Source organism: Methylobacterium sp. D53M (assembly GCF_053345625.1).
Genome location: NZ_JBKFAL010000012.1, coordinates 125,448 through 148,979, shown reverse-complemented (window position 1 = coordinate 148,979; position 23,532 = coordinate 125,448). Strand labels below are relative to the sequence as shown.

The following is a 23,532-nucleotide window of genomic DNA, read 5'->3' as shown; positions in this document are numbered from 1 at the left end:
GCGGGCGATGTACAAGCTCCCGCCCGGCAGCCTCTACCGGCTCCGCACCCTCGCGCAGACCGGCGCCCGCTTCTATCAGGTCAGCGGCTACATGCGGCGCATGGAGGTCCTGGGACTGGTTCTCGCGACGGGTCGGACGGATCCGGACGCGAAGACCGTCGAGTACCGCATCACCGAAGCCGGCCGAGCCGAACTCGAGGAGCGTCACGGTCCGGCCTGGCCCGGCTCGGCCGAGGACGAGGCCTGACGCGCGGCGACGACGCGACCCGAGCGCGATGGCCGGTGTCGCAGCCGCCGCGCGGCGCGAGCGGTTCAGGGAGAGGCCGCCGGCAACGGGGCCGTGACCGCGGCCGTGCCGGCGGATCGTCGACGGCTATCGGCTGCTGCCACCGCTGCCGCCCTGCGGCGACGGGCGCTCCGGCTGGTTGGCGTTGCCCGCGGCTGAGGAGCTGTTGGAACGCGTGTCGGCGGCTTGCCCGGTCGGCGACCCCGTCACCGCGCCCGGCGCGCCGGTCGCGCCCGATTGAGGCGTGACGACGCCCGAGGAGGTCGGCGGCGCGCCCGGCGCGGTGGCCGGCGCCTGCGCGTAGGCCGTCCCGGCGAGGACGGCCGCGAGCGGCGCAGCGGCCGAGAGAGTACGCAAGAGAGTACAGTGTTTCATCGGGACCTCAATCATGGATTGAAGTCTTCAACGCCGGATGCGGGAAGAAGGTTCAGGGCGGACGAGAGCCGCCTTCGCGGATCTCGGTCCTGAAACGGCCCCGTCCGGCGATGAGCCGGACGGGGGCTCGCGGGTCGCCCCCGGATCAGGCGGCTCGGACGGTGGCCATGAAGCGCCCCACCTCGGCAGCGAGATGCTCGGATTGGCGCGACAGCTCGGAAGCCGCTCCCAGAACCTGGCTCGCCGCCGCGCCCGTCTCCTCGGCCGCGCCGGCCACGCCGGCGATGTTGCTGGTCACTTCGCCGGTGCCCATCGCGGCCTGGCTGACGTTCCGGACGATCTCCTGCGTCGCCGCGCCCTGCTGCTCCACGGCCGCGGCGATCGAGGTGGCCACGTGGCTGATCTCCTGGATCCGCACGGTGATCGACCCGATGGCCGATACGGCCTGACCGGTGGAGGCCTGAACCCGGGCGATCTGCCCGGTGATCTCCTCGGTGGCCTTGGCGGTCTGCTCGGCCAGAGCCTTCACCTCCGTCGCCACGACCGCGAAGCCGCGGCCGGCGGCACCCGCGCGGGCCGCCTCGATGGTGGCATTCAGGGCGAGCAGGTTGGTCTGTCCCGCGATGGTCGAGATCATGCCGACGACGTCGCCGATGCGCGCGACCGACGCGCTCAGTTCCTGCACCAGCGCGCCGGTCTGGTCGGCCTCGTTGACCGCCACCCGCGCCATGTCGGCCGAGCCGTCGACCTGCCGGCCGATCTCCTGAACCGAGGAGCCGAGTTCCTCGGCGGCGGCGGCGACCGTGTTGACGTTGCTGGCGGCCTCCTCGGCCGCGGCCGCCACGGTGGTCGACTGGCTGGCCGTCTCGGTGGCCGTCGCGGTCATCGTCTGCGCCGTGGCCTGGAGCTCGGTGGCCGAGGACGAGACCATGCCGATGATCCCGCCGACCGCGCGCTCGAAGCCGTCGGCGAGCTCGACCATGGTGCGCTTGCGTTCGACGGCCGCCGCCTCGTCGGCAATGCGCCGGATCTCGGCCTGCTCGGCGGCCTTCTGGGCCACCATGGCCTTGATGCCCTCGACCGCCTTGCCGACGGCACCGATCTCGTCGCCGCGGGCGGCCTCCTTGATCTCGGCGTCGACCTCGCCCCTGGCCATCCGCTGCAGCACGCCGACGAGGCTGGCCAGCGGCCGGTTGATCCCGAACAGCACGATCCCGCCGAGGATCCCGAATGCGACGAGAAGGCCCGACGCGGCGATGACCGTGAGCGTCAGCTTGATCTGCTCGGCGACGGCGACGGCGTGGTCCCTGGAGGCTCTGAGCTCCCTGGCGTTCGTCTCGGTCCGCATCTGGACGCCTTCCAGCACTTTGGCCCGCGCGGGGCGGCCCTCGTCGACCGAGATCGTCCGGGCCCCTTCGGCATCGTTCTTCATGCCCAGGGCGATGGCACGGTCGGCCGCCGCGAAATACGCGCCCATATCGGCCTTGATGGCTTCGTTCGCCGAATGCCGAGCCGGGGTGTCCGCGAGGGCGATGAGGCGGTCGATCGCCTCGTAGGCGAGCGTCCGCTCGCGCTGGAAGTGCTGACGCTCGGCAGCCATCGTGGCCGCATCGGTCTGTATGATGATGTTCTTCTCGGAGATCGTCGCGTTGCTCATGACCAGCGCCATCTGCAGCGCTGTGACGGCGCGAACGGCGGCCACGTCGACGATCTGCTGGGTGTTCTTCTCGAGCTCGTCGATCGCCGACCGCGCGAAGAAGACGATGCCGACGGCGGTCGCGAGCAGTAGGGCGGCCGGTATCGCGATCTTGGTGCCCAATCGCAAATTGCGAAACCGACCCATGACATCCCCTCCAGTGTTCAGAATCGCAGAGAGCTCCGCAGCTTGCTCAATGCGGAAGGCGTTGAGCCAAGATGCAGGTGCGAAACTAAATGCAGGTTAATGATCGCGGTCTTCTTTCCCGGGATATGCAATAGTGATTTGAGGTTGCGCGCTCGGCGTCAGAGCGTGATCAATAAAAACTGCGATCGTCCGGGATTAAAGTTCCGCGGCGTGCTTCACAACCACTGGATGAACTACCGTTGAGCGCGTGACCGCACGCACGGACACCTCCCGCGGCGGTGTTCCAAGGTCGCGACCCGGGCGCAGCGACGCTGCCGGAGGGTGACCATCCGGACGAACCGGAGAAGCATTGCCGGCGGGCCGGGCGGCTGGATCGGACCGTTGGCGGACCGTCTGCCCGGATGCGGAGGCGATGGGGCGCCACCCCGATCCGATCACACGGTTCCGATGGACGCTCCGACTCGCCGCGGCGGGTGATGCCGGGCCGCAGAGCCGCGCGATCGCGCGCCGTTCTCGCCCTGCCGCGGAGCGGGAACGTCCCGTCCGGCGTGGACCGTTCGCGAGGCACGCAGCCCACCCTCCTCCACGTAGCGGGGAGGCCCGGGCCGCGCCGCATCGGTCAGCGTCTGATAACCCTTTCTTATCAGACGTAGCGTCACGCTCAGGCGCGACCGAGGGAGAGAGCCATGACGCTGCCCGCCACGCTTGCCGCCCGCGCCCGCGCCTTCGCCGACGAGGCGCTCTCGGAGAATTCCCGTCGGGCCTACCGCGCCGACTGGCAGCACTACGCGCGCTGGTGCAGCGGCCACGATCTCGCGCCCCTCCCCGCGGGTCCCGAGCAGGTGGCGAGCTACCTCACCTCCATGGCCGAGACCCACAAGCGCGCGACGATCGAGCGTCGGCTCGTCACGATCGGTCAGGCGCACAAGCTCCAGGGGTTGCCGTGGATCCCGGCCCATCCGGCCGTCCGGGCGGCGCTGCGCGGGATGTTCCGGCGCTACGGCAGGCCGAAGAAGCAGGCCGCCGCGCTCGGCGTGCCCGAAACGCTCCGGATCGTCGCCGCCTGCGAAGGGACGGTGGCCGCGCTCCGGGACCGCGCCCTGTTCCTGTTGAGCTTCGCCGGCGCGTTCCGGCGCTCCGAGGTCGCGCGGATCCGCCGCGAAGATCTCGCGTTCCGGGACGGCGCCGTCGATGTCTTCCTGCCGCATTCGAAAGGTGATCAGGACGGCGAGGGCACGGTCGTGACCGTCCTGGCGGGCGGGAGCCCCGCGACCTGTCCGGTTGCCGCGCTCCGGCGCTGGCTGCAGGCGGCGCCGGCCGACGGCTACGTCTTCCGTGCCGTCCGGGCGGACGGCACCGTGATGGACGACGGGCTGCATCCGGACTCGGTGGGCCGCATCGTTCAGAAGCGCGCGGCGGAAGCCGGCCTCGTCGCCGGACCCCGCGAGCGCATCTCCGCCCACGGGTTCCGCGCGGGCTTCATCACCGAGGCGTACAGGCGCGGATCGCGCGACGAGGAGATCATGGCGCATTCCCGCCACCGGGATCTCAAGACGATGCGGGGCTACGTCCGCCGGGCCAAGCTCGCCGACGCGCATCCGGGCCGCAACCTCGGCCTCTAGCGCCGGGGCGGCGCGTCAGACCGTCGGGAAGCCCGCGGTCGCCGCCGCGGCGGCCGTCGACCGTTTCACGGCAGGGAATGGTGACTTGCGACGACTCGCTGTTCCGGAGCGCGCCGCGTCCCTGCATCATGGTCGCGCCGTCGGGTTCGCGCGTCCGATCCGCGGCCCGGCCAGGCGGATCGCCGTCCCGCACGGTGGTCGCGCCGTCCGACCCGGCGGTGACGATCCCGACGCATGCCGTCCCGCCAGGATGAGGCACGCCATGACGCGACACAGGCACGGAGACGAGATGACGGGGCGCGGACCGGCCCGCGCGACGCGGCGGCGTGTGCTCGCCGGCGGCGTGCTGGCGACGGGCGCGGCGGCGTCGGGCACCGTGCGGGCGGAGGTCCACCCCGCGCGGGCCGGAGAGGTCCGCCACGGCACGGTCCGGGCCGACGGCGTGGACGTCTTCTACCGGGAGGCCGGTCGCCCCGACGCCCCGGTCATCCTGCTGCTGCACGGCTTCGCCAACTCGTCCTTCTACTTCCGGCACCTCATGCCCAAGCTGGCCGATCGCTTCCGCCTGATCGCGCCGGACCTGCCCGCCTTCGGGTTCACGCACGTCCCGGAGGATCGCGCCTACGTCTACGACTTCGCGTCGCTGTCGCGCACGACGGAGGCGTTCGTCGGCGCGCTCGGCCTCGACCGCTACATCCTCTACACGTTCGATTACGGGGCGCCGGTCGGATGGGATCTGGCGCTCGCCCATCCTGACCGCGTCGCCGGCATCGTGTCCCAGAACGGCAACGCCTATCTCGACGGGCTCGGCGACGCGGCCTGGGCGCCGCTGCGGGCCTACTGGGCCGCGCCGAACGCGGCCGCCGTCGCGGCGATCCGCGCCCGCATGACCCTCGACGGCGTCAGGGCCGCCTACGTCCAGGGTGTGCCCGACCCGTCCCGCATCGAGCCCGAGGCCTACACGCTCGACGCGGCCATCCTGGCGCGGCCGGGCAATGCCGACCGGCAGGTCACGCTCAAGCTCGACTACAAGCGCAATCTCGAGCGTTACCCGCTGATCCAGGCCTTCTTCCGCGCCCGCCGCCCGAAGCTCCTCGCCGTCTGGGGGCGCAACGACGCGTTCTTCATCCCGCCCGGAGCCGAGGCGTTCCGGCGCGACATCCCGGAGGCCCGCGTCACCTTCCTCGACACCGGGCACTTCGCCCTGGAGACGGACGGCGACGCGATCGCGGAGGAGATCCGGCGCTTCTTCTGACCCTCTCCACCGGGCATGGCGCGGACCGGATCGGACCGCCGCATCCGACACTATCCCCGGCCTGATCGTGACCCTACGGTCGCGGACCTGGATCACGGAGATCGGGCGGGTCGCGCCCGTCGCAAGGGAGATCGCGGTGCCGCAACCCCAGTCCGCCTCGTCGGCCATGCTGTTCCACATGGTCTCCGGAGGGCCGCAGCCGGTCGCCCCCTTCAGCCACGCGGTCGAGGTCGACGGCTTCGTCTTCGTCACGGGTCAGATGCCCGACACGCCGGACAGGCCCGGCGTCCTGCCCGACGGGATCGAGGCGCAGACCCGCAACGTGATGGCCAATCTCGCGACGGTCCTGGCCGGCCTCGGCCTCGGCCTCGAGAACGTCGTCGTCGCGCGCGCGTTCCTGACCGAGTTCAAGCGCGACTACGCCGCCTTCAACGCCACCTACAGATCCTTCTTCCCGCCCGACCGGCTGCCGGCCCGCACCTGCGTGGGCACGACCGGGCTCGCCTACGACGCCCTGGTCGAGATCGACCTGATCGCCCACCGCGGCGGCGCGACGTCGCCGTCGTCGGACGCGCGATCGGGCTGAGCCGCGTCCTCCGCGCCCGGGCCGATCGGACGCGTCCGCGCTCAGCCCCGGAGCTGGCCGCCGCCGCGCACGACCAAGCCCAGGCCGACACACGCGGCGGTCAGGCCGAACACGACGACGTAGAGATGGTCGACCTGCAGTCCGGCAGCCGGGTAGTAGGCCGACCTCATCCATTCCGCGACCTGCAGGGCCGGATTGAACTTGGCCCAGTAGTACAGCCGTTCCGGCAAGTAGCTCGGCAGGAAGAGGACGCCGCTGGACACGTACAGGACGATGCTGAACAGGGCGTAGCCGATCAGCCATCCGGGGAAGAAGCCGATGATCGCGACGTTGATCGTGCCGATCCCGATCCCGAGCGCGATCGCGGCGAGATAGCCGCCCACCGCCGTCAGCGGGTCCGCCGGGACCGGGTCCGTGCCGAGCGCGACCAGGACACCGCTCACGACCAGCAGGGCCAGGAAGCCGGTCACGATCTCGACGAGCACGCGGGAGAACACCAGGTCGAACAGCCTGACCTGCGGGTAGTAGGTCAGCGGCCGGTTGACGATCACGGACTTCATGACTTCGCGCGAGATGTACTGGAAGACGAGCACGGGCACGGCGCCCGTCGCGAAGAACAGGGCCCTGTCGTCGCCGAGCGGCGCGGGCAGCTTCTGAACCGTGTAGATCGTGATCAGCACGAAGACGTGCACGCACGGCCAGAGAACGACGACCCCGTAGCCCCACATCGACGCGCCGAAGCGGGTGCGCATGTCGCGCAGCATCAGCGCGTGCAGGACGTGGAGGTAGGCCTCGACCGCGTTCCTCCGCGGCTTCACGCTCGTTCGCGCGCCCATGGACCATGGCCTCTGCTGTCCGACGGCGATCGGGAGGGGATGGCGGTGCGGATGTCCGGAGGGGCAGGGCCGATGATCGAGGTCGGATCCGCCCGGCCGCACCGGCGCCTAGGCGGCGCGCGCCCGCGACGCGTCCCGCAGGCGCGTCGCCGTCAGCCAGGCCGCGGAGACGAGGAAGTAGAAGGCGCCGAACGCCGCGTAGGGCGCGACATCCACGATCCCGGGGACCGCGGCGCCGGCCGCCTGCCGGATGAAGAAGCCGCCGGCGAGCGCCGATTGCGCGCCGCTCAGGACCATGGCCCACTGGGCGCCGGCCCGCCAGCGGCGCGCGCCGGTGAGAAGCTGGAGCAGTCCCGAGAGGATGGCCCAGGCGCCGAACACCGCGAGCACCGCGTTCGGGCCCCGTCCGAGGGCGACCGCGACCGCGATCGCGGTCGCCGCGCTGATCGCCGCGTTGAGGGCCTGGCTGGGACTGCCCGCGAGGCCGCCGTTGCGCCGGGCGTCGGCCAGGTTGGCGAGCGCGTCCCAGGCGGGATAGGCGACCAGGAGCGTCGCGGCGACCGCCGGCATGCCTCGCCCGAGGCCGAGCGCGGCGGCCACCCAGGCGGCGGCGACGCCGGCACGCACGAAGTAGTAGGCGGTGAGCCAGGGCAAGGCAGGACCGCGATCGCGCTGCGGGTCGGTTCTCATCGTCGGCTCCTTCGTGTACTGAGCGCGGCTCGACGGACCGGATCTATTCGTGAACAAGGCAGATGGACACGATAGATGCCGATTTATAGCTTCGTAGATCCGGACGCGCCGAGCGAATACGCGCTTCGATGGGCCCACGTTTAGGATCGGGAGCCGGGGCCAGCCATGTCGGAAACGCTGGAAAACTTGACCGATCTTCCGGAGGGCGGGCCGCGCAGCGCCGCGTCCGGCGACCTGCTGTCCCACGTGCTCGCGCAGATCCGCCTCACCGGGGACCGCGTCGAGTCCCGGCCGGTCGCGCCGGGCGAGCGCCTGGATCTGGATGCCGGCGCCGGCCACGTCCTCGTGGTGATCGCGGGCGCCCTCATCCTCGAAGGCGACGGCGAGTCCCTCGCTCTCGGCGCCGGCGACCTGCTGTTCCTGCCCCGCGGCCTCGGAACCGGGCGGTTGGTCGCCGCCGAGGGCGCGGACGTCGTCGCCTGCCGGTTCTGGTTCGATCCCTACAGTCTCCGCAGCATGATCGCGCTCCTGCCGAAGCAGATCTGCATCCGGCGCGAGGAGGGCGCCGGATGGCTCGACGGCCTCGTGCATTTCCTGCTGGTCGAGACGACCGACGCCGAACCCGGCGCGGCCCTGATGATCTCGCGCATCATCGACCTCGCGGTCATCCGCACGCTGCGGACCTGGGTTCATCTCGGCCGGACATCGGGGTGGCTGGCCGGCCTGGCCGATCCCCGCATCGCCCGCGCCCTCAAGGTCATGCACGAGAGGCCGCTGCAGCGCTGGAGCGTGGAGGCCCTGTCGGACGTCGCCGGCATGTCGCGGTCGAGCTTCTGCGAGCGGTTCAACGCGCTCGTCGGTCGCTCACCCCTGCGCTACCAGAACGAGTGGCGCCTGAACCTCGCGCGGGACATGCTCGCCGCAGGCGACGCCCGCGTCGGCGAGATCGGGCTGCGCGTCGGATACGAGTCGGAGGCGGCGTTCAGCCGGGCCTACAAGGCGCTGTTCGGCCACTCGCCCCGGGAGGCGACCGGTCGCGCCGCCGGGGCGCGGTCGGAAAGCTGAGTTCCGGCGCTCCGGCAGGCTCCGCCCGGGCCGATGCCGGCCGATCCCGTGTCAGCTCCCGCGATAGGTGGAGTAGCTCCACGGCGTGATGAGCAGCGGGACGTGATACTTGGCGTCCGGGTCCGAGACGCAGAAGCGCACCGGCACGCGGTCGAGGAACGGCCGCTCGGCGCCGGCACCCGTCCCGGCGAAATAGGCGCCGACGGCGAAGACGAGCTCGTAGGTCCCGGGCGTCAGGGCGTCGCCCGCGAGCAGGGGGGCGTCGGTCCGCCCGTCGCCGTTGGTCGTGGCCGACGCGACGGTCTCCCCGGTGCCGTCCCCGCTGCCGTCCCCGGCGAGGCGCCGGAGCTCGACGGTGACCCCGGCCGCCGGCTTGCCGGCGGCCGTGTCGAGGACGTGTGTCGAAAGATGGCCCATCGGCGTCCTCCCGGACGGAAAGGCCCGCGCCCGCGGCCCGAGGCGGGCGAAGGTCTGTCGGGCCGAAGGAGACGGTGGAGACGAGCACGGGGCGGGGGGCTCGGACAACCCGAAAAGCGTCCGGCATTTCCCGAATGATTTTGAAGGTCCTTGGCGCCGCGGCGGGTCGCTGCCGGCCGCGGTTCGGGGCACACCCGGGGTCGCGGCTCGGGCCGAACCACGAGCCGACATCGAGGCCGAACCCGGCCCCACGACAGATCGCGGAGGATCCGTCCCATGTATCCGATCCTGCACGAATGGGGCGGGTTCCTCATTCGATGGACCCACGTCGTCGCCGCGATCGCCTGGATCGGCGCGTCGTTCTACTTCATGCATCTCGACGCCAGCTTGCGCGCCATTCCGGCAATCCCGACCGGCAAGGGCGGCGAGGCCTGGGAGGTGCACGGCGGCGGCTTCTACCAGGTGCGCAAGTATCTCGTCGCGCCCGACCGGATGCCGGAGCACCTGATCTGGCACAAATGGCAATCCTACGCGACCTGGCTGTCGGGCTTCTCGCTGCTGTGCTGGGTCTATTACGGTCAGGCCGACCTCTACCTGATCGATCCGGCGGTCCGCGTGATCACGCCGATGACCGGGGCGGCCATCGGCCTCGGCGCCCTCGCCCTCGGCTGGCTGATCTATGACGGGTTCAACCGCTCGCCCCTGGCCAACCGGCCGCCGCTGCTCGCGGCCGCCGTGTTCCTCACGGTCGTCGCCTTCGCGTACGGCTTCCAGCAGGTCTTCTCCGGCCGGGCCGCGATGCTGCACACGGGCGCGGTGATCGCGACCTGGATGACCGGCAACGTGTTCTTCGTCATCATGCCCAACCAGCGCAAGGCGATCGCCGAGCTGGTCGCGGGCCGGGTCCCGAACCCCGCCTGGGGCAAGCAGGCGAAGAACCGCTCGTCCCACAACAACTACCTGACGCTGCCGGTGCTGTTCTTCATGCTGTCCGGCCACTACCCGATGGCGTGGTCCTCGCCCTACAGCTGGACCATCGTCGGCCTCGTGGTGATCGCGGGCGGCGTCGTCCGCCACTACTTCAACGTGCGCAACGCCGGTGGGGGCGACCGCTGGTGGACCTGGGGCGTCGCGACGGCCTGTGTGGCGGTGGCGGTCGCGATCAGCGTCGCCTCGTCGCCGGGCGCCCGCGAGCAAATCGGCCTGTCGACCGCCGCCGAGGCGGCCCCGGCTCCGGCCCCGGCGATCAGCCTCGCGGCGGCCGGGGCGGGCGCGCTCGAGGGCCCCGCGGTCGACGACGCCGTGATGGCCGTGGTCGGGACGCGCTGCGCCATGTGCCACGCCGCCGAGCCCCTGTGGCCGGGCCTGACGAGCCCGCCCAAGGGCGTGCTCCTCGACAGTCCCGAGCACGTCGCGCGCTTCGCGCCGGCCATCCGCCTGCAGGCCGTCCTGACGCACGCGATGCCGCCGAACAACATCACCGACATGCAGCCCGAGGAGCGCGCGGCGCTCGCCCGGTGGCTCGCCGCGCGATAACCGTCGGACCCCGCTTCCGCGCCAACGCAGGATCCCGCCCGTGACCGCACCGGATACAGACGGCCCCCCGCGCGACTTCGTCGGCTACGGCGAGGCGCCGCCCGACGCCCGCTGGCCCGGCGGCGCCCGCGTCGCCGTCCAGTTCGTGCTGAACTACGAGGAGGGCGGCGAGCGCTCCGTCCTCGACGGCGACCCCCACGCCGAGATCTTCCTCTCCGAGATCGCCGGGGCCACGCCCTTCCCCGCGCGGCACATGAGCATGGAGAGCCTCTACGAGTACGGCGCGCGCGCGGGCGTCTGGCGGATCCTGCGCCTGTTCCGCGAGCGCGGCGTGCCCCTCACGGTCTTCGGCGTCGCGCAGGCGCTCGCCCGCAATCCGGCCGCCGTGGAGGCCTTTCTCCGCGACGGCCACGAGATCGCCGGCCACGGCTGGCGCTGGCTGCCCTACCAAGACGTCCCGGAGGCGATCGAGCGGGAGCACCTCGCCCGCGCGGTCGAGACGATCCGGAGCCTGACCGGCGAGACGCCGCTCGGCTGGTACACCGGCCGCGACAGCCCGAACACCCGGCGGCTCGTGGTCGAGCAGGGCGGATTCCTCTACGATTCGGACAGCTACGCCGACGACCTGCCCTACTGGGTCCGCGTCGCCGGCCGGGACCACCTCGTGGTGCCCTACACCCTCGACACCAACGACATGCGCTTCTCGATCCCCGGCGGCTTCCCGTCGGGCGAGCAGTTCTTCGCGCACCTGCGCGACGCCTTCGACTGCCTCTACGAGGAGGGGGCGACCGCCCCGAAGATGCTGTCGATCGGGCTGCATTGCCGCCTCGTCGGACGTCCCGCCCGCCTGCCGGCCCTTGCCCGGTTCCTCGACCACGTCCTGGCCCATCCCGACGTCTGGGTGACCCGGCGGATCGACATCGCCCGGCACTGGGCGGCCCACCATCCTCCCGGCGCCCCGGCGGCGGGACCGACCCCGGAGAGGACAGGTCCGTGATCACCATCGCCGCGCTCAACGCGCTCGCGCGCGACGCCTTCGTGGACCTCCTCGCCGAGGTCTACGAGCATTCCCCCTGGGTCCCCGAGGCGGCCTTCGACCGCGGGCCCTTCGCGGCGCGCGCGGACCTGCACGCGGCGATGGAGGCGACGGTGGCCGGCGCCGACCGGGTCCGCCAGCTCGCCCTGCTGCGGGCGCATCCCGAACTCGCCGGGCGGGCCGCCCAGCGCGGCGAGCTCACCGCGCATTCCAGCCGCGAGCAGGCGGGAAGCGGATTGCTGGGCGGCCCCTCCCCCGCGGTGGCGCGGCTGCAGGACCTCAACCGGGCCTACGCCGAGCGCTTCGGCTTCCCGTTCATCATCGCCGTCCGGGGCCTCGACCGCGACGCGATCCTCGCCCGGCTGGAGCAGCGGCTCGGCAACCCGCCGGAGACCGAGCGGGACGAGGCCCTGCGGCAGGTCGGACGGATCGCCGCCCTGCGCCTGGAGGCCCTCGTCGCGGCCTGAGGCGCCGGCGTCAGACGGCCCGGCCGCCGACCAGGGCGAGCTGCTCGCTCACGTGCTGGCGCAGGGCCTCGTGCGTCATGTCGACGAAGGTCTTGGTCCGGGCCGACAGCATCTTGCGGGACGGGTAGAGCAGGCCGAGCGTCACGCTGGTCGGCGGGGTGTGCTCCAGGACCGGGACGAGACGGCCCTCGGCGAGGTGCGCCGCGACCTCGAACAGCGGCTTCAGGACGATGCCCTCGCCGGCCAGCGCCCAGGCGGTGAGCGTGTCGCCGTCGTCGGCGTCGATGTGCCCCGAGACCGGCAGGGTCACGGTCTCCTGGCCGTCGACCAGGGTCCAGCGGAACTGCTCGGCGCCGGGATAGCGCAGCAGCAGGCAATCGTGCTGCAGCAGGTCCGCCGGCTCGGCGGGCGCGGGGTGCCCGGCCAGGTAGGCCGGCGCCGCGCACAGGACCCGCTCGATCTCCGCGACCTTCCGCAGGGTGAAGGTGGAATCGCGCATCTGCGACAGGCGGACCGCGACGTCGACCGCCTCCTGCACGAGGTCGAGGAGGTGCTCCGACAGGCGCAGGCGGACATCGGTCTCGCCGTGGCGGGCGCGGAAGCGCGGCACGAGCGGCGCGACGACCCGGCGGCCGAGGCCGAGCGGCGCCGTCACCTTCAGCACCCCGCGCGGCACCGCGCCCGCGGTCTCGACGCTCTTCTCCGCCTGCTCGACCGCGGCGGTGATGTCGAGGCAGCGGTCGTAGAAGATCCGGCCGGCCTCCGTGAGGCTCATGCGCCGCGTCGTCCGGGTGAGCAGGAGGCAGCCGAGATGCTCCTCCAGGGTCTGGATCCGGTAGCTCACCACCGACGGTGACAGCCGCAGCGAGCGGCCGGCGGCCGAGAAGCTCCCCGTCTCCGCCGAGCGCAGGAAGATGCGGATGCTCTCCAGGGAAATCATGGGCGGGGATCGTCAGGAGCAGTTCGGAACTGTCAACGGACTGTCCCGACATTTTGAACTCGGCGTCCGACCCGATCATCCCCCGCGGCGTGACGCTTCGGTCGGTGCAGCCCGCTCCGTCATTGCGAGCGCAGCGAAGCAACCCAGGGCTGCAGGACATCGGGGAACGTGGTGCCGGCTGGATTGCTTCGCTCCGCTCGCAACGACGGCGGAACCGATCTGATCAACCGAAACGGCATCAGAAGACGTGGAACGCGACGCCGGCGAGGAAGCTCTTCTCCTCGGTGCCCACGAAGGTCGCGGTCTCGACGTTCCCGAACTTGTTGTGCCAGTACTGGAACCCGACGAAGACATCGACCCGGTTGGGCTGATCGTAGACGAGCTTGCCGAGATCGAGCACGAGGTTGGTGCGCGACAGGAATTCGAGCCCGCGGGGCGGGTTGAAGGCGTAGGCGGCCGGGTTGCTCACGCCCCGCCCCTTCGGCAGCACGATGTTGTTGAAGCCGACGAGGCTGAGCGGCAGCCCCGTGAAGGTCAGGGGAAAGTTGTAGACCAGCTCGAATTCCGGGACCGTGTCGAAGCTCTGGTCGCGGTCCGGCTGGAGATTGAACCCGTTCCGGTTCCACTCCTTGTAGGCTTGCACGGAGAGGTTGAGAAAGCCCGCCGGCACGTCGAAGGCGAAGTTCAGGCCGCCGACGATGTCGCGCTTCTTCGAGCCGAAGGCGTCGTTCTGGGCGTTGGCGTCGAAGCCGAAGGCGAGCGACACCTCCTTGACGAGGCCGGGAACGGTGAAGGCCTTCGTGCCCGTGAGCGCGTTGAGGCTCAGCGTGCCGCGATACAGCCCGTAGGCTTCGGTGTTGCCGTAATCGGCGAAGAACGGGGCGGCGACGGAGCCCGGCGCGTTGGTGGTGCCGGCCGGGAACTGGGACCCGGACTTGAGGATGTCGAGGGAGAAGAAGTTCGTCCCGTAGGCCCAGGCATCGGCGTGGGAGATATTCAGGATGTGCTTGGGCGCCGCGCGGGAGACGAAGCTGCCGTCGGGGCGCTGGATCTGGATTCCGGGCGAGACGGTGGGGAACTGGTAGCGGTAGCTGATCTGGGTGTCGGCGAAGAGGAAGAACGGGCCGTCCTCCACCACCGTCGTGGCCTCGGGCGCCACCGGCGCCGAGGAGGCCGTTCCGAGGTCCTGCGCCCCCGCCGCGCACGTCATCCCGAGCGGCAGCAGCGCGGCCGCGATCCGACAAGCCATGGTCATGTCCGCCCCCTCCTCCCGGCCGCCTTCAGTGCGAAGCGTCGGCCCGCAAACCCGCGCGCTGGCGCGCGACCTCGTCCGGCGTGACCGCCTGACCCTGCCCGCCCCACTCGGCCCGCATCCAGGTCGCGAGGTCGGCGAGCGCCGCGTCGTCGATCAGGGCGGCGAAGGGCGGCATGGCCTCCATCCGCTCGTTGCCCGGGAAGCGCTGCGCCGGGAGCCCGACGAGGATCGCCCGCAGGAGACCGCCCGCGCCCGCGACCCGCATCGCGGTGTTCGTCCGCAGCGGTACGGAGACGTGGGGGATCCCCTCCCCCGCCCCGCCGTGGCAGCCGGCGCAGAGGCCGGCGTAGCTGGCCCGACCCCGGGCCGCGACCGCCGCGGGGATGGCCGCGGGGGTGGCCGCGACCGGCGTCTCGGGCTCGGCCGGCAGGGCGTCGCGGTCGAACAGGTAGGCGGAGAGCGCCGTGAGGTCGGCCTCGTCCATGTGCTGCGTCGAGAAATGCACGACGTCGAACATCTGGTGCGTCGCGCCGCCCTGGGCCGAGAGCCCCGTGCGCATGAAGTCGCGCAGGCCGTGCGGGGTGAAGCCCATCCGCGCGAGGCCCGCGGGCGTGATGTCGGGCGCCTCGACGCCCTCGATCGTGGCGCCGCGATAGACGGCGTCCGGGCGCATGGCCTGGATCACGGTGCGCGGCGTGTGGCACTCGCCGCAATGGCCGAGGGCGTCGGCGACGTAGCGGCCCCGGTTCCACAGGGGGGAGCGGCCCGGGTCGGGCGCGGCGACGGTCGCCGGCAGGCTCAGGAGGTTCCAGGCCGCCAGGGTCCAGCGCTGATCGAACGGGAAGGCGAGGGTATTGGCCCTGTTCTCCACCGCGACCGGCGCGCGGGTCATCAGGTAGGCGTAGAGGGCGTCGACATCCTCCGGCGTCAGGCCGCGATACGACGTGTAGGGCATCGCCGGGTAGAGGTGGCGGCCGCCCGGCGCGATCCCGTCGCGCAGGGCCCGGTGGAAGTCGGCGCGGCTCCAGCCGCCGATGCCCTGCGGGCTCGGCGAGATGTTGGTGGCGTGGATCGTGCCGAAGGGCGTCTCCAGGGGCAGTCCCCCCGCCCAGGGGGCGCCGCCCCGGGCGGTGTGGCAGGCGAAGCAGTCGGCCGCGGCGGCGACCTTGGCGCCGCGGGGGGCAAGGCCGCGCACGGCCTCCGCGCTCAGCGGGGTCTCGACGTCGCGCGCGACGACGCTGCGCTCCAGGGCGCCGGAGGCGACGAGGCCGGCCGCCGAGACGGCCACCGCGAGGGCGGCCGCGAGCCCGGCGCCGACGCGCCGGGCGGGGGTGGTGAGGGACGGGATCCGCACGGCGTGCCTCACGCGGTCACCAGACCGGGGGTCGCCAGCACGAGGTCGCGCACCGCCTGATGGTAGCGGACGTAGCCCGTGCAGCGGCAGATGTGGCGGTCGAGGGCCTCGGTGACGACCCGCTCGACCTCGTCGCGGCGGATCGGCTCGCGGCGCAGGCGCTCGATCAGCACGCTCGCCCCGGTGACGAAGCCCGGCGTGCAGTAGCCGCACTGGAAGGCGAAATTCTCGATGAAGGCCTGCTGGACCGGCGAGAGCACGACGGTGCCGTCCGGCGCGGTGCGGGCATGGCCCTCGACGGTGCGGATGCTCCGTCCCTCGAACCAGTGGGCGCCGGTGATGCAGGCGCGGATCTCCCGCGGGCCGGCCGCCTCCTCCAGCATCACCGTGCAGGCGTGGCAGATGCCCTGCCCGCAGCCCATGCGGCTGCCGGTGAGGCCAAGCCACTCGTGCAGGACGTCGAGCAGGCTCGTGCCGACGGGGACGGTGATCGGACCGACCGCCGCGCCGTTCACGCGGAGCGAGAGGTCCTTGATCTCGATGGCGGCGCTCATGCCAGTGCCTCGCGGATGCGCTCGGGCCGGATGGGGAGTTCGTGGAAGCGGTGGCCGATCGCGTGCGCGACGGCGTTGGCCAGCGCCGGGACGACGGCGATCATCACGACCTCGGCGACGCCCTTGGGCGGGTCGGTCTCGGAGAGCGGCGGCAGGATCTCCACCGTCTGGTTCCACGGGGCCACGTCGCGGGCGCGGGGGAGCTCGTAGCGGTTCCAGTTCCACGTGCCGTCGCCGGGGCCGTCCTCGTAGAGGGGCAGCACCTCCTTGAGGGCGTGGCCGATCCCCATGGCGAGGCCGCCCTGCACCTGGCCGGAGACCAGCTCGGGCACGATCTGGCGGCCGCACTCGAGGATCGAGTGGTGGGACAGGATCGTCACGTCGCCGCTGGCGGTGTCGACCGCGACCTCCGCCAGGGTGGCCATCGGCGCGTAGTAGGTCGTGCCGACATTGTTGCGCTGGGTCGGCGGGTAGAAGACCGCCGCGCGGGGCACGAAGTGCCAGCCCGCATCCGCCATCAGGGCGCGGCGCTCGGGCGGGGCCCCGGCGCCGTAGCGCACCGCCAGGGCGTCGATCGGCAGGCGTGTCCGGCCCGTTCCGGGCAGGTCGAACTCGGCCTCGGCCCATTGCCAGCGGTTGAAGGTGTGGAGGGTCACGCCCACCGGCAGCCCGAGCCGGTGCGCCTCGGCGGCCACCGCCTCCAGGGACAGCGGCGGCAGGCCGCCGCCCAGCACTTGCCCGTCCACCAGCCGCAGCTCATCGCGGGCGACCACGTGGTAGGAGGCCAGCGCCCCGCCGCCGCCGCCCCGCGCCCAGAGCGCGCGGGCGGCGGGCCAGACGGCGTGGTCGACGAGGAACCGCGCGGCCGTCCGGGTGGCGTGGCCGAGGTAGTAGGCGGAGTTGGTCGCGCTCATCGGCGAGGTGAAGCGCGGGGTCCAGCGGGGGTTCTGCGCCCGGCGGTCCTCCTCTTCCTGGGACGTCGTGTAGGGCTGGTCGGAGGTCTCCAGCGGCATCTCGGGCCAGCGCACCACGCCGAACGCGGTCTCCGAAGGCACCCGGCCGAGGATCTCGGCCACCATGACCGCCTGCGAGGTGGTGACGCCCGGGCCCATCTCGTGGGCGACGTGGCGCAGGCTCAGGCGGCCCCGCGGGTCGAGCTCCAGCGAGGCGACCGCCGCCTCGGCGCCCGTACCGTAATCCTTGTGCACCTGCGCGAAGCCGACGCCGTAGCGGCGGCCGGGATGGGCGGCCTCGTAGGCGGCCTTGCGCGCCGCCCGGTCCCGCCAGAGCGGGTGCGCGGCGGCCTTCGTCAGGATCTCCGCGTTGCGCAGCGCCCCGGCCGGGACCGCGCCCTGGCTGTTGCGCTGGCCCGAGCGGAGCACGTTGCGCAGGCGCAGGTCGATCGCGTCGATGTCCAGGAGCGCCGCCGCCTCGTCGACCATCATCTCGGTGGCCGACATGGTCTGGAGCGTGCCGAAGCCCCGGGTCGATCCGGCCTCCACGGCCCGCGAGGCCAGGGCGATCGCCTGGAAGTCGCTCTTCGGCAGGTAGTAGATCGACTGCGCCGCGGTGGCGCCGACGAAGGAGACCGCGACGGAGTAGTTGGGGCGCCCGCCGCCGTCGCAGGCGAAGCGCCCGGTCATGGCCCGGAACCGGCCGCTGGCCCGGTCCACCAGCAGGACGTTGTCCATGCGGAAGGCGTGGCGCTTCAGCCCGTTCTGGAACTGCTCGAACCGGTCGTTGGCGAGGCGCACCGGCCGGCCGCCCGCGTAGAGCGCGGCCACGACGCAGAGGAACGGGAAGATGTGGTGGTCCTTCGTCCCGTACCCGACCGTGTAGCCGACCTTGAGATCGACCTCCCTGAGCGGGAACCGGGATTTCGAGACCAGCGCGGCGGCGGCCTCGGCCACGTCGTAGGGCGACTGCGTCGCCATCATCAGGCGCAGCGTGCCGGTGTCCGGATCGTACCAGACGTTGCCGTTGTCGGCCTCCATGGCCGAGGCGTCCGTCGACTGCGACCGGTAGGTCCGCCGCATCACCAGGGCGTCCGCACCGGCGCCGTCGATCTCGGCGGCGATGGCGGCGGCCGCCGCCATGCCCCGGGCGAAGGGGCCGTCGTCGCCGGCCTTCGGCCAGGCGGGCTCGTCGCCGGAGAAGCCGGCGAAGATCGGGGACTGCGCGAACGGCGAGAACCGGTCGGGCGCGTCCGGCGCGTCGCCCTCGATCCGCACCCAGCGCGAGGCGCCGTAATGGGCCGGCGGCCTGGGACCGGTCTCGGCGCCGTACTGCACGACGTCGTCGGCGAAGCGCAGGGCGCGCTTGGCCGCGGCGAAGCGCGGGAAGTCGGCGTAGATCAGGATCGCCACCGGCTGCCCGAGCAGGCGCGGCGTCTCGCCCTGCGGCACGAGGAACCAGTCGCCGAAGAAGTCGGCGTGCGGGACCGAGACCCCGTCCGCCACCAGGTCCTCGTGCCGGACGATCCGGTCCGGCCGCAGGGCGGCCGGGAGCCGCGACAGGTCGATGCCAGTGAAGCGGCGGTCGGCGCGGGTCGCCGCGACAAGGACGGCGTGGGCTTGGCCGTCGGGCCAGCCGGCGAGGTCGCGGGCCCGGTAGTCGCGGGAGAAGGTCTTGGCGCCCGTGACCTTGGCGACGGCGTCGAGGCGGTAGCGGGGCCGGCCCGGCGCGGCCCACGGGGAGCCGGCGGACAGGCCGGTCTCGGCGAGCTGCGCCCGGGCCGGGGGTGCCAGGAAGGAGACCTTCACGGCGACGCCCGCCGCCGCGCCGGCCTGCAGGAAGTGGCGCCGCGAGAGCGCCTTGATGGTCTCGGCCGACATGGCTTCTCCCCTCAGGCCCGGTCCAGGACGGCCGCGTGCGGGAAGGCGGGCTCCCCGTCGGCGACGCGGTGCTCGGCCCCGGCACCGAGACGGTCCGAGTTCAGCAGCAGGTTGAGGACGATCGCCCCGATGGCGCCGAGGGTGATCCCGCTGTGCAGGATCGGCCCGGCCCAGTCCGGCGCCGTGGCGGCGAAGAGCTTCGGCGCCGCCATCGGGATCAGGCTCAGGCCGATGCTGACCGCGACGACGATCTGGTTCCGGCGATCCCCGAGATCGGCGCCGCCCACGATCTTGAGCCCCGCCGCCGCGACCATGCCGAAGATCACGATGCCGGCGCCGCCGAGCACGGCGGGCGGGATCGACGCCACCGCGAAGGCGACCTTGGGCAGGAGGCTGACGCCCAGGATGATGAAGCCCGCCGCGACCGTGACGTAGCGGCTGCGCACCCGCGTCATGTTCACGAGGCCGACGTTCTGGGAGAACGAGGTGTGCGGGAAGGTGTTGAGGCAGCCCGCGATCAGCGTCGAGAGCGAGTCCGCCATCAGGCCGCGGGTCAGGGTCCGCTTGTCCACCGGGCGCCCGACGATGTCGCCCACCGCCAGGAACATGCCGGTCGACTCGACCAGCGTGACCATCATGACGATGCACATCGCCGCCACGGCCGTCAGGTGGAAGGTCGGCCAGCCGAAGTGGAACGGCGTGACGAGGGCGATGAGCGGGCGCTCGGCCAGCCCGTCGAGGCGGAACAGGCCGAGCGGCCAGGCGAGGCACAGGCCCGCGACGAGGCCGATCAGCACGGCGACGTTGGCGACGAAGCCGGTGGCGAAGCGGCTGACCACCAGGATCACCGCCAGGACGAAGGCGGCGACGCCGAGATGGACCGGGGCGCCGAAATCGGCGGCCCCGAAGCCGCCACCCGCCCAGTTGATCCCGACCGGCAGCAGCGTGACGCCGATGATCAGGATGACCGTGCCGGTGACCAGCGGCGGGAAGAAGCTCGCGAGCCTGGAGAAGAACGGCCGGAGCAGCAGGCCGAACACACCCGCCCCGATGGTCGCGCCGAAGATGCCCGGCAGGCCGATCGTCGGGTCCTGCGCCATCGCCACCATCGGGCCGACCGCCGCGAAGCTGACGCCCATGATGACCGGCAGGCGGATGCCGAAGACCCCCAGGCCGAGGGACTGGATCAGGATCGCGATGCCCGTCACCAGCAGGTCGCAGTTGATCAGGTAGGCGACCGTCTCGGTCGGCAGGTTCATCGCCGCGCCGAGGATGAGCGGCGGCGCGACAGCCCCCGCGCTCATCACGAGCACGTGCTGCATGCCGTAGGCGAGGAGCTTGGGAAGGGGCGGGATCGCGTCGACCGCGTCCACCTCGCGCGTTGTCCTGTCGTAAGCCGTCATGGGCGTGTCCTCCGCCAGCCGGGACCTGTCGAGGCGTCGTCCCGTGATGGTGTCGTCGGGGACCCGGCAGCGGTGGCCGGACCTCTTCCGGGTCCGGGCCGCCAGGAGCGGGTGTGGGGCCAGTCGCAGGGCGGGCCGTGGCGGCCCACCCGGGGGCGGGGGAGCGGGCTCTCGGCGGCCGCTCCGGGGTCATGCGCTGCCGACTTGGCTGGCTCTCAAACCTTGCATGGCTGGCCGCGAATGCCATGCCGGGATTTCGGAAGCAGTTTGCGAAAAATCGCCAAGGTGACCGGTGGCGGCTGCCGTATGCTGCGGCCCGCTGACGGCCCCGAGACGGTGCGCCCGGCACGGCGTTCCTGCTGCCAGAGGGCGGCATCTGGCCGTGGGGAGGCGTCGCGGCCCGTTTGGCGCGGCCTCCAGGGCGTACCCGGAGAGACGCGATGACCTCCCTGCTGCTGACGAACGCCGACATCCTGGTGACGATGGACGCGCAGCGCCGGGAGATTCCCGGCGGCGCGGTCTACGTGGAGGACAACCGCATCGTCGCCGTCGGCCCCGCCGCCGAGGTGCCGCAGCGGGCCGACACCGTCCTCGACCTGCGCGGCCACGCGGTGATGCCGGGCCTCGTGAACACCCACCACCACATGTACCAGACGCTCACCCGCGCGGTGCCGGCCGCGCAGGACGCCGAGCTGTTCGGCTGGCTGAAGGCGCTCTACCCGATCTGGGCCCGGCTCACGCCCGAGATGGTCCGCGTCTCGACGCAGACCGCGATGGCGGAGCTGATCCTCTCGGGCTGCACCACGTCGAGCGACCACCTCTACATCTACCCGAACGGTTGCCGGCTCGACGATTCCATCGAGGGTGCCGAGAAGATCGGCATGCGCTTCCACGCCGCCCGCGGCGCGATGAGCGTCGGGGAGAGCGCGGGCGGACTCCCGCCGGACTCGGTCGTCGAGGACGAGACGGCGATCCTCGAAGACACGCGCCGTCTGATCGAGCGCTGGCACGATCCGGAGCGCTTCGCCATGCGCCGGATCGTGGTGGCGCCCTGCTCACCGTTCTCGGTCAGTCGCGGCCTGATGCGCGATGCCGCCGAGCTGGCCCGGCACTACGGCGTCTCGCTCCACACCCACCTCGCGGAGAACGACGACGACGTCCGCTACAGCCTGGAAAAATTCGGGATGACGCCGGCGGAGTACGCCGCCGACCTGGGCTGGACGGGCCCCGACGTGTGGCACGCCCACTGCGTCAAGCTCGACCGCGCCGGCATCGCGCTGTTCGGCCGGACCGGGACCGGGGTGGCGCACTGTCCCTGCTCCAACATGCGCCTCGCCTCGGGCATCGCGCCCGTCCGGCAGATGCGGTGCGCGGGCGTGCCGGTCGGGCTCGGCGTCGACGGCTCGGCCTCCAACGACGGGTCGCACATGCTGGGCGAGGCGCGGCAGGCCATGCTGCTCGCCCGCGTCGGCTTCGGGCCGGCGGCCATGACCGCGCGGGAGGCGCTGGAGATCGCGACGCTCGGCGGCGCGAAGGTGCTGAACCGGGACGATATCGGCGCGCTGGCCCCCGGCATGGCGGCCGACATCGTCGCCTTCGACCTGCGCGGCCTCGGCATGGCGGGGGCGCTGCACGATCCTGTCGCCGCCCTCACCTTCTGCGCGCCGCAGACGGTGGCCTGGAGCGTCATCAACGGGAAGATCGTGGTCCGCGAGGGCCGCCTGACGACCCTCGACACCGGGGCGCTGGCCCGCCGCCACAACGCCCTCGCGGCGGCCCTGGTGCGCGGCGAGGCGTAGGCCGCCCCCTCCCCCGCAGAGGGGCTCGCGGGTCCAGACATCGGGTTCGGCGGGACGGCTCCGGGATCGGGCGCGCGTCCCCATCCGCGTCGATGTCCGCTGGAGAGTTGAGAAAATACTGGCACGCAGAGATGAGGGTGAGAATAATGCCCTCTTAAAACTTCTTCGATCGATCATCTCTGCGCGACCGTCTTTGCGAGCGGAGCGAAGCAACCCAGAGCAGCGCAACGCCTGTAAAGGTCGCGCGACCCTGGGTCACTTCGCTTTGCTCGTGATGACGGCGAGGAATGCGTCAACCGAAGCATTCGGCCTGAAACGTATTGCCCTCGGGCTGCGCCCGTCAGAAACCCACCTCCGTCGCCAGCCCCTTGGCCACCGCGCGGTCGACCGCCACCGCGGCGACCGCGAGGTCCTGCAGCCCGACCCCGGTGCCGTCGAAGACGGTGATCTCGGACTCCGACACGCGGCCGGGGTGATCGCCGTTGATCACCGCCCCGATCTCCACGATGGAATCCGCGGCGAGGAGCCCCCGTGCGATCGCGTGCTGCGCCTCGCCGATGCTGACCGACTGCGCGACCTCGTCGGTGAACACCGTGGCGGCGGCGAGCAGTTCGGCCTCCACCTCCTGCTTGCCGCGCGTGTCCGTCCCCATGCAGGCGAGGTGCGTGCCCGGCCGGACCTGCACGGCCTTCAGGATCGGCGCGAACGAGGACGTGATCGTCACGACGACGTCGGCCTCGGACCCGAGCCGGTCGAGGTCGACCGCCTCGAACCCCACGCCGTGCTCCCGCGCCACCGCCTCCATCCGGCCGAACATGCCGGGATGCAGGTTCCACGCGAGGACCCGCTCGAACGGCCGCTGCGCCAGCGCGGCGCGCAGCTGGAACGCCGACTGGTGGCCCGCGCCGATCATGCCCAGCACCCGCGCATCTTTGCGGGCGAGGTGCCGGACGGAGATGGCGCAGGCCGCGGCCGTGCGCAGCGCGGTGAGGAGGTTCCCTCCGACGACGGCCCGGCAGCGGCCGGTATCGGCGTCGAACAGGAACACCGTCGACTGGTGGTTGGTCAGGCCCTTCGCGGCGTTGCCGGGCCAGAAGCCGCCGGCCTTGAGGCCGAGCGCGAGGCTGTCCCGGTCGAAGCCCGACTTGAAGCCGTAGAGCGCGTCGGCGTGGCCGATGGCTTCCCGGACGACCGGGAAGTTGCCGGCTCGCCGCCGCGCCATGGAGGCGAAGACCTGTTCGACGGCGGTAAAGCACTCCGCCTCGGTCAACAGCCCGTCGATCGCGTGCTCGGGAACGATGATCATCGCGGATGTGTCCTCAATTCGTGAGCCGGCATGTCGCCCCCGTCATCGCGGGCGTCGCGAAGCGACCCAGGGC

At 72.1% G+C, this 23,532-nt stretch carries 21 protein-coding genes; 9 read left to right on the top strand and 12 right to left on the bottom strand.

What is annotated here, in order from left to right:
- The first annotated feature begins 7 nt into the window (after positions 1–7).
- The gene (locus ACLBYG_RS18025; RefSeq protein WP_020094539.1) at positions 8–247 is read left to right on the top strand and encodes a hypothetical protein; all 240 of its coding nucleotides are present in this window, start codon (positions 8–10) and stop codon (positions 245–247) included.
- A 126-nt stretch (positions 248–373) separates the two neighbouring features.
- Here ACLBYG_RS18025 and ACLBYG_RS18020 read toward each other — a convergent pair whose 3' ends face one another.
- Both ACLBYG_RS18020 and ACLBYG_RS18015 read right to left on the bottom strand, forming a co-directional pair.
- On the bottom strand, positions 374–676 hold the full coding sequence (locus ACLBYG_RS18020; protein WP_447682302.1) for a hypothetical protein: 303 nt from the start codon (positions 674–676) through the stop codon (positions 374–376).
- A gap of 130 nt (positions 677–806) precedes the next feature.
- Positions 807–2,504, bottom strand: a complete 1,698-nt coding sequence (locus ACLBYG_RS18015; RefSeq protein WP_447682301.1) for a methyl-accepting chemotaxis protein — start codon at positions 2,502–2,504, stop codon at positions 807–809.
- 686 nt (positions 2,505–3,190) lie between these two features.
- Between ACLBYG_RS18015 and ACLBYG_RS18010 the strand changes: the two genes are divergently transcribed.
- From ACLBYG_RS18010 to ACLBYG_RS18000, 3 genes are all read left to right on the top strand, one after another.
- On the top strand, positions 3,191–4,126 hold the full coding sequence (locus ACLBYG_RS18010; RefSeq protein WP_447682300.1) for a site-specific integrase: 936 nt from the start codon (positions 3,191–3,193) through the stop codon (positions 4,124–4,126).
- A gap of 289 nt (positions 4,127–4,415) precedes the next feature.
- Positions 4,416–5,381 (top strand): alpha/beta fold hydrolase, encoded by a 966-nt coding sequence (locus tag ACLBYG_RS18005; RefSeq protein WP_170855223.1) that lies wholly within the window; start codon positions 4,416–4,418, stop codon positions 5,379–5,381.
- Between the two features lie 166 nt (positions 5,382–5,547).
- Positions 5,548–5,967, top strand: a complete 420-nt coding sequence (locus tag ACLBYG_RS18000) for a RidA family protein (RefSeq protein WP_026605155.1) — start codon at positions 5,548–5,550, stop codon at positions 5,965–5,967.
- A gap of 41 nt (positions 5,968–6,008) precedes the next feature.
- Here the strand turns inward: ACLBYG_RS18000 and ACLBYG_RS17995 are convergent, their stop codons facing one another.
- Positions 6,009–6,803 carry an ABC transporter permease gene (locus tag ACLBYG_RS17995; protein WP_091682383.1) on the bottom strand — a complete coding sequence of 265 codons (795 nt, stop codon included), beginning with the start codon at positions 6,801–6,803 and terminating at the stop codon, positions 6,009–6,011.
- A 108-nt stretch (positions 6,804–6,911) separates the two neighbouring features.
- Complete coding sequence (locus ACLBYG_RS17990) at positions 6,912–7,493, bottom strand: DUF308 domain-containing protein (RefSeq protein ID WP_427509977.1); 582 nt, start codon at positions 7,491–7,493, stop codon at positions 6,912–6,914.
- Between the two features lie 165 nt (positions 7,494–7,658).
- On the opposite strand from ACLBYG_RS17990, the gene ACLBYG_RS17985 reads away from it, so the two are divergent.
- Entirely contained in the window at positions 7,659–8,558 is a 900-nt protein-coding gene (locus tag ACLBYG_RS17985) for an AraC family transcriptional regulator (protein WP_447682299.1), read from the top strand.
- Between the two features lie 51 nt (positions 8,559–8,609).
- Here ACLBYG_RS17985 and uraH read toward each other — a convergent pair whose 3' ends face one another.
- A complete protein-coding gene (gene uraH / locus ACLBYG_RS17980) occupies positions 8,610–8,975 on the bottom strand; it encodes a hydroxyisourate hydrolase (RefSeq protein WP_020094530.1) in 366 nt (121 codons plus the stop codon).
- A 276-nt stretch (positions 8,976–9,251) separates the two neighbouring features.
- Between uraH and ACLBYG_RS17975 the strand changes: the two genes are divergently transcribed.
- The 3 genes from ACLBYG_RS17975 to uraD are packed head-to-tail and all read left to right on the top strand — an operon-like array spanning position 9,252 to position 12,014.
- Positions 9,252–10,511: a urate hydroxylase PuuD gene (locus ACLBYG_RS17975; protein ID WP_447682298.1), complete on the top strand. Its 1,260-nt coding sequence runs from the start codon at positions 9,252–9,254 to the stop codon at positions 10,509–10,511.
- A gap of 40 nt (positions 10,512–10,551) precedes the next feature.
- The gene (gene puuE, locus ACLBYG_RS17970; RefSeq protein WP_447682297.1) at positions 10,552–11,508 is read left to right on the top strand and encodes an allantoinase PuuE; all 957 of its coding nucleotides are present in this window, start codon (positions 10,552–10,554) and stop codon (positions 11,506–11,508) included.
- Positions 11,505–12,014: a 2-oxo-4-hydroxy-4-carboxy-5-ureidoimidazoline decarboxylase gene (gene uraD / locus ACLBYG_RS17965; RefSeq protein ID WP_447682296.1), complete on the top strand. Its 510-nt coding sequence runs from the start codon at positions 11,505–11,507 to the stop codon at positions 12,012–12,014. Before puuE ends, uraD begins: the two co-directional genes overlap by 4 nt.
- Positions 12,015–12,024: 10 nt before the next feature.
- On the opposite strand, the gene ACLBYG_RS17960 is transcribed toward uraD, so the two are convergent.
- From ACLBYG_RS17960 to ACLBYG_RS17935, 6 genes are all read right to left on the bottom strand, one after another.
- Positions 12,025–12,954: a LysR family transcriptional regulator gene (locus ACLBYG_RS17960; protein WP_447682295.1), complete on the bottom strand. Its 930-nt coding sequence runs from the start codon at positions 12,952–12,954 to the stop codon at positions 12,025–12,027.
- Positions 12,955–13,192: 238 nt separating this feature from the next.
- Positions 13,193–14,209, bottom strand: coding sequence for a hypothetical protein (locus ACLBYG_RS17955; protein ID WP_447682294.1), 1,017 nt, complete (start codon positions 14,207–14,209; stop codon positions 13,193–13,195).
- Positions 14,210–14,234: 25 nt separating this feature from the next.
- The gene (locus ACLBYG_RS17950) at positions 14,235–15,575 is read right to left on the bottom strand and encodes a c-type cytochrome (protein WP_447682293.1); all 1,341 of its coding nucleotides are present in this window, start codon (positions 15,573–15,575) and stop codon (positions 14,235–14,237) included.
- A complete protein-coding gene (locus tag ACLBYG_RS17945; protein ID WP_447682292.1) occupies positions 15,572–16,117 on the bottom strand; it encodes a (2Fe-2S)-binding protein in 546 nt (181 codons plus the stop codon). The genes ACLBYG_RS17950 and ACLBYG_RS17945 overlap by 4 nt, the downstream gene beginning before the upstream one ends.
- Positions 16,114–18,951: a xanthine dehydrogenase family protein molybdopterin-binding subunit gene (locus tag ACLBYG_RS17940; RefSeq protein WP_447682291.1), complete on the bottom strand. Its 2,838-nt coding sequence runs from the start codon at positions 18,949–18,951 to the stop codon at positions 16,114–16,116. The genes ACLBYG_RS17945 and ACLBYG_RS17940 overlap by 4 nt, the downstream gene beginning before the upstream one ends.
- An 11-nt stretch (positions 18,952–18,962) precedes the next feature.
- Entirely contained in the window at positions 18,963–20,354 is a 1,392-nt protein-coding gene (locus ACLBYG_RS17935; protein WP_447682290.1) for a nucleobase:cation symporter-2 family protein, read from the bottom strand.
- Between the two features lie 440 nt (positions 20,355–20,794).
- On the opposite strand from ACLBYG_RS17935, the gene ACLBYG_RS17930 reads away from it, so the two are divergent.
- Positions 20,795–22,153 (top strand): 8-oxoguanine deaminase, encoded by a 1,359-nt coding sequence (locus tag ACLBYG_RS17930; RefSeq protein ID WP_447682289.1) that lies wholly within the window; start codon positions 20,795–20,797, stop codon positions 22,151–22,153.
- Between the two features lie 340 nt (positions 22,154–22,493).
- Here the strand turns inward: ACLBYG_RS17930 and bhcD are convergent, their stop codons facing one another.
- On the bottom strand, positions 22,494–23,459 hold the full coding sequence (gene bhcD, locus ACLBYG_RS17925; RefSeq protein WP_447682288.1) for an iminosuccinate reductase BhcD: 966 nt from the start codon (positions 23,457–23,459) through the stop codon (positions 22,494–22,496).
- Between the last annotated feature and the right edge of the window lie 73 nt (positions 23,460–23,532).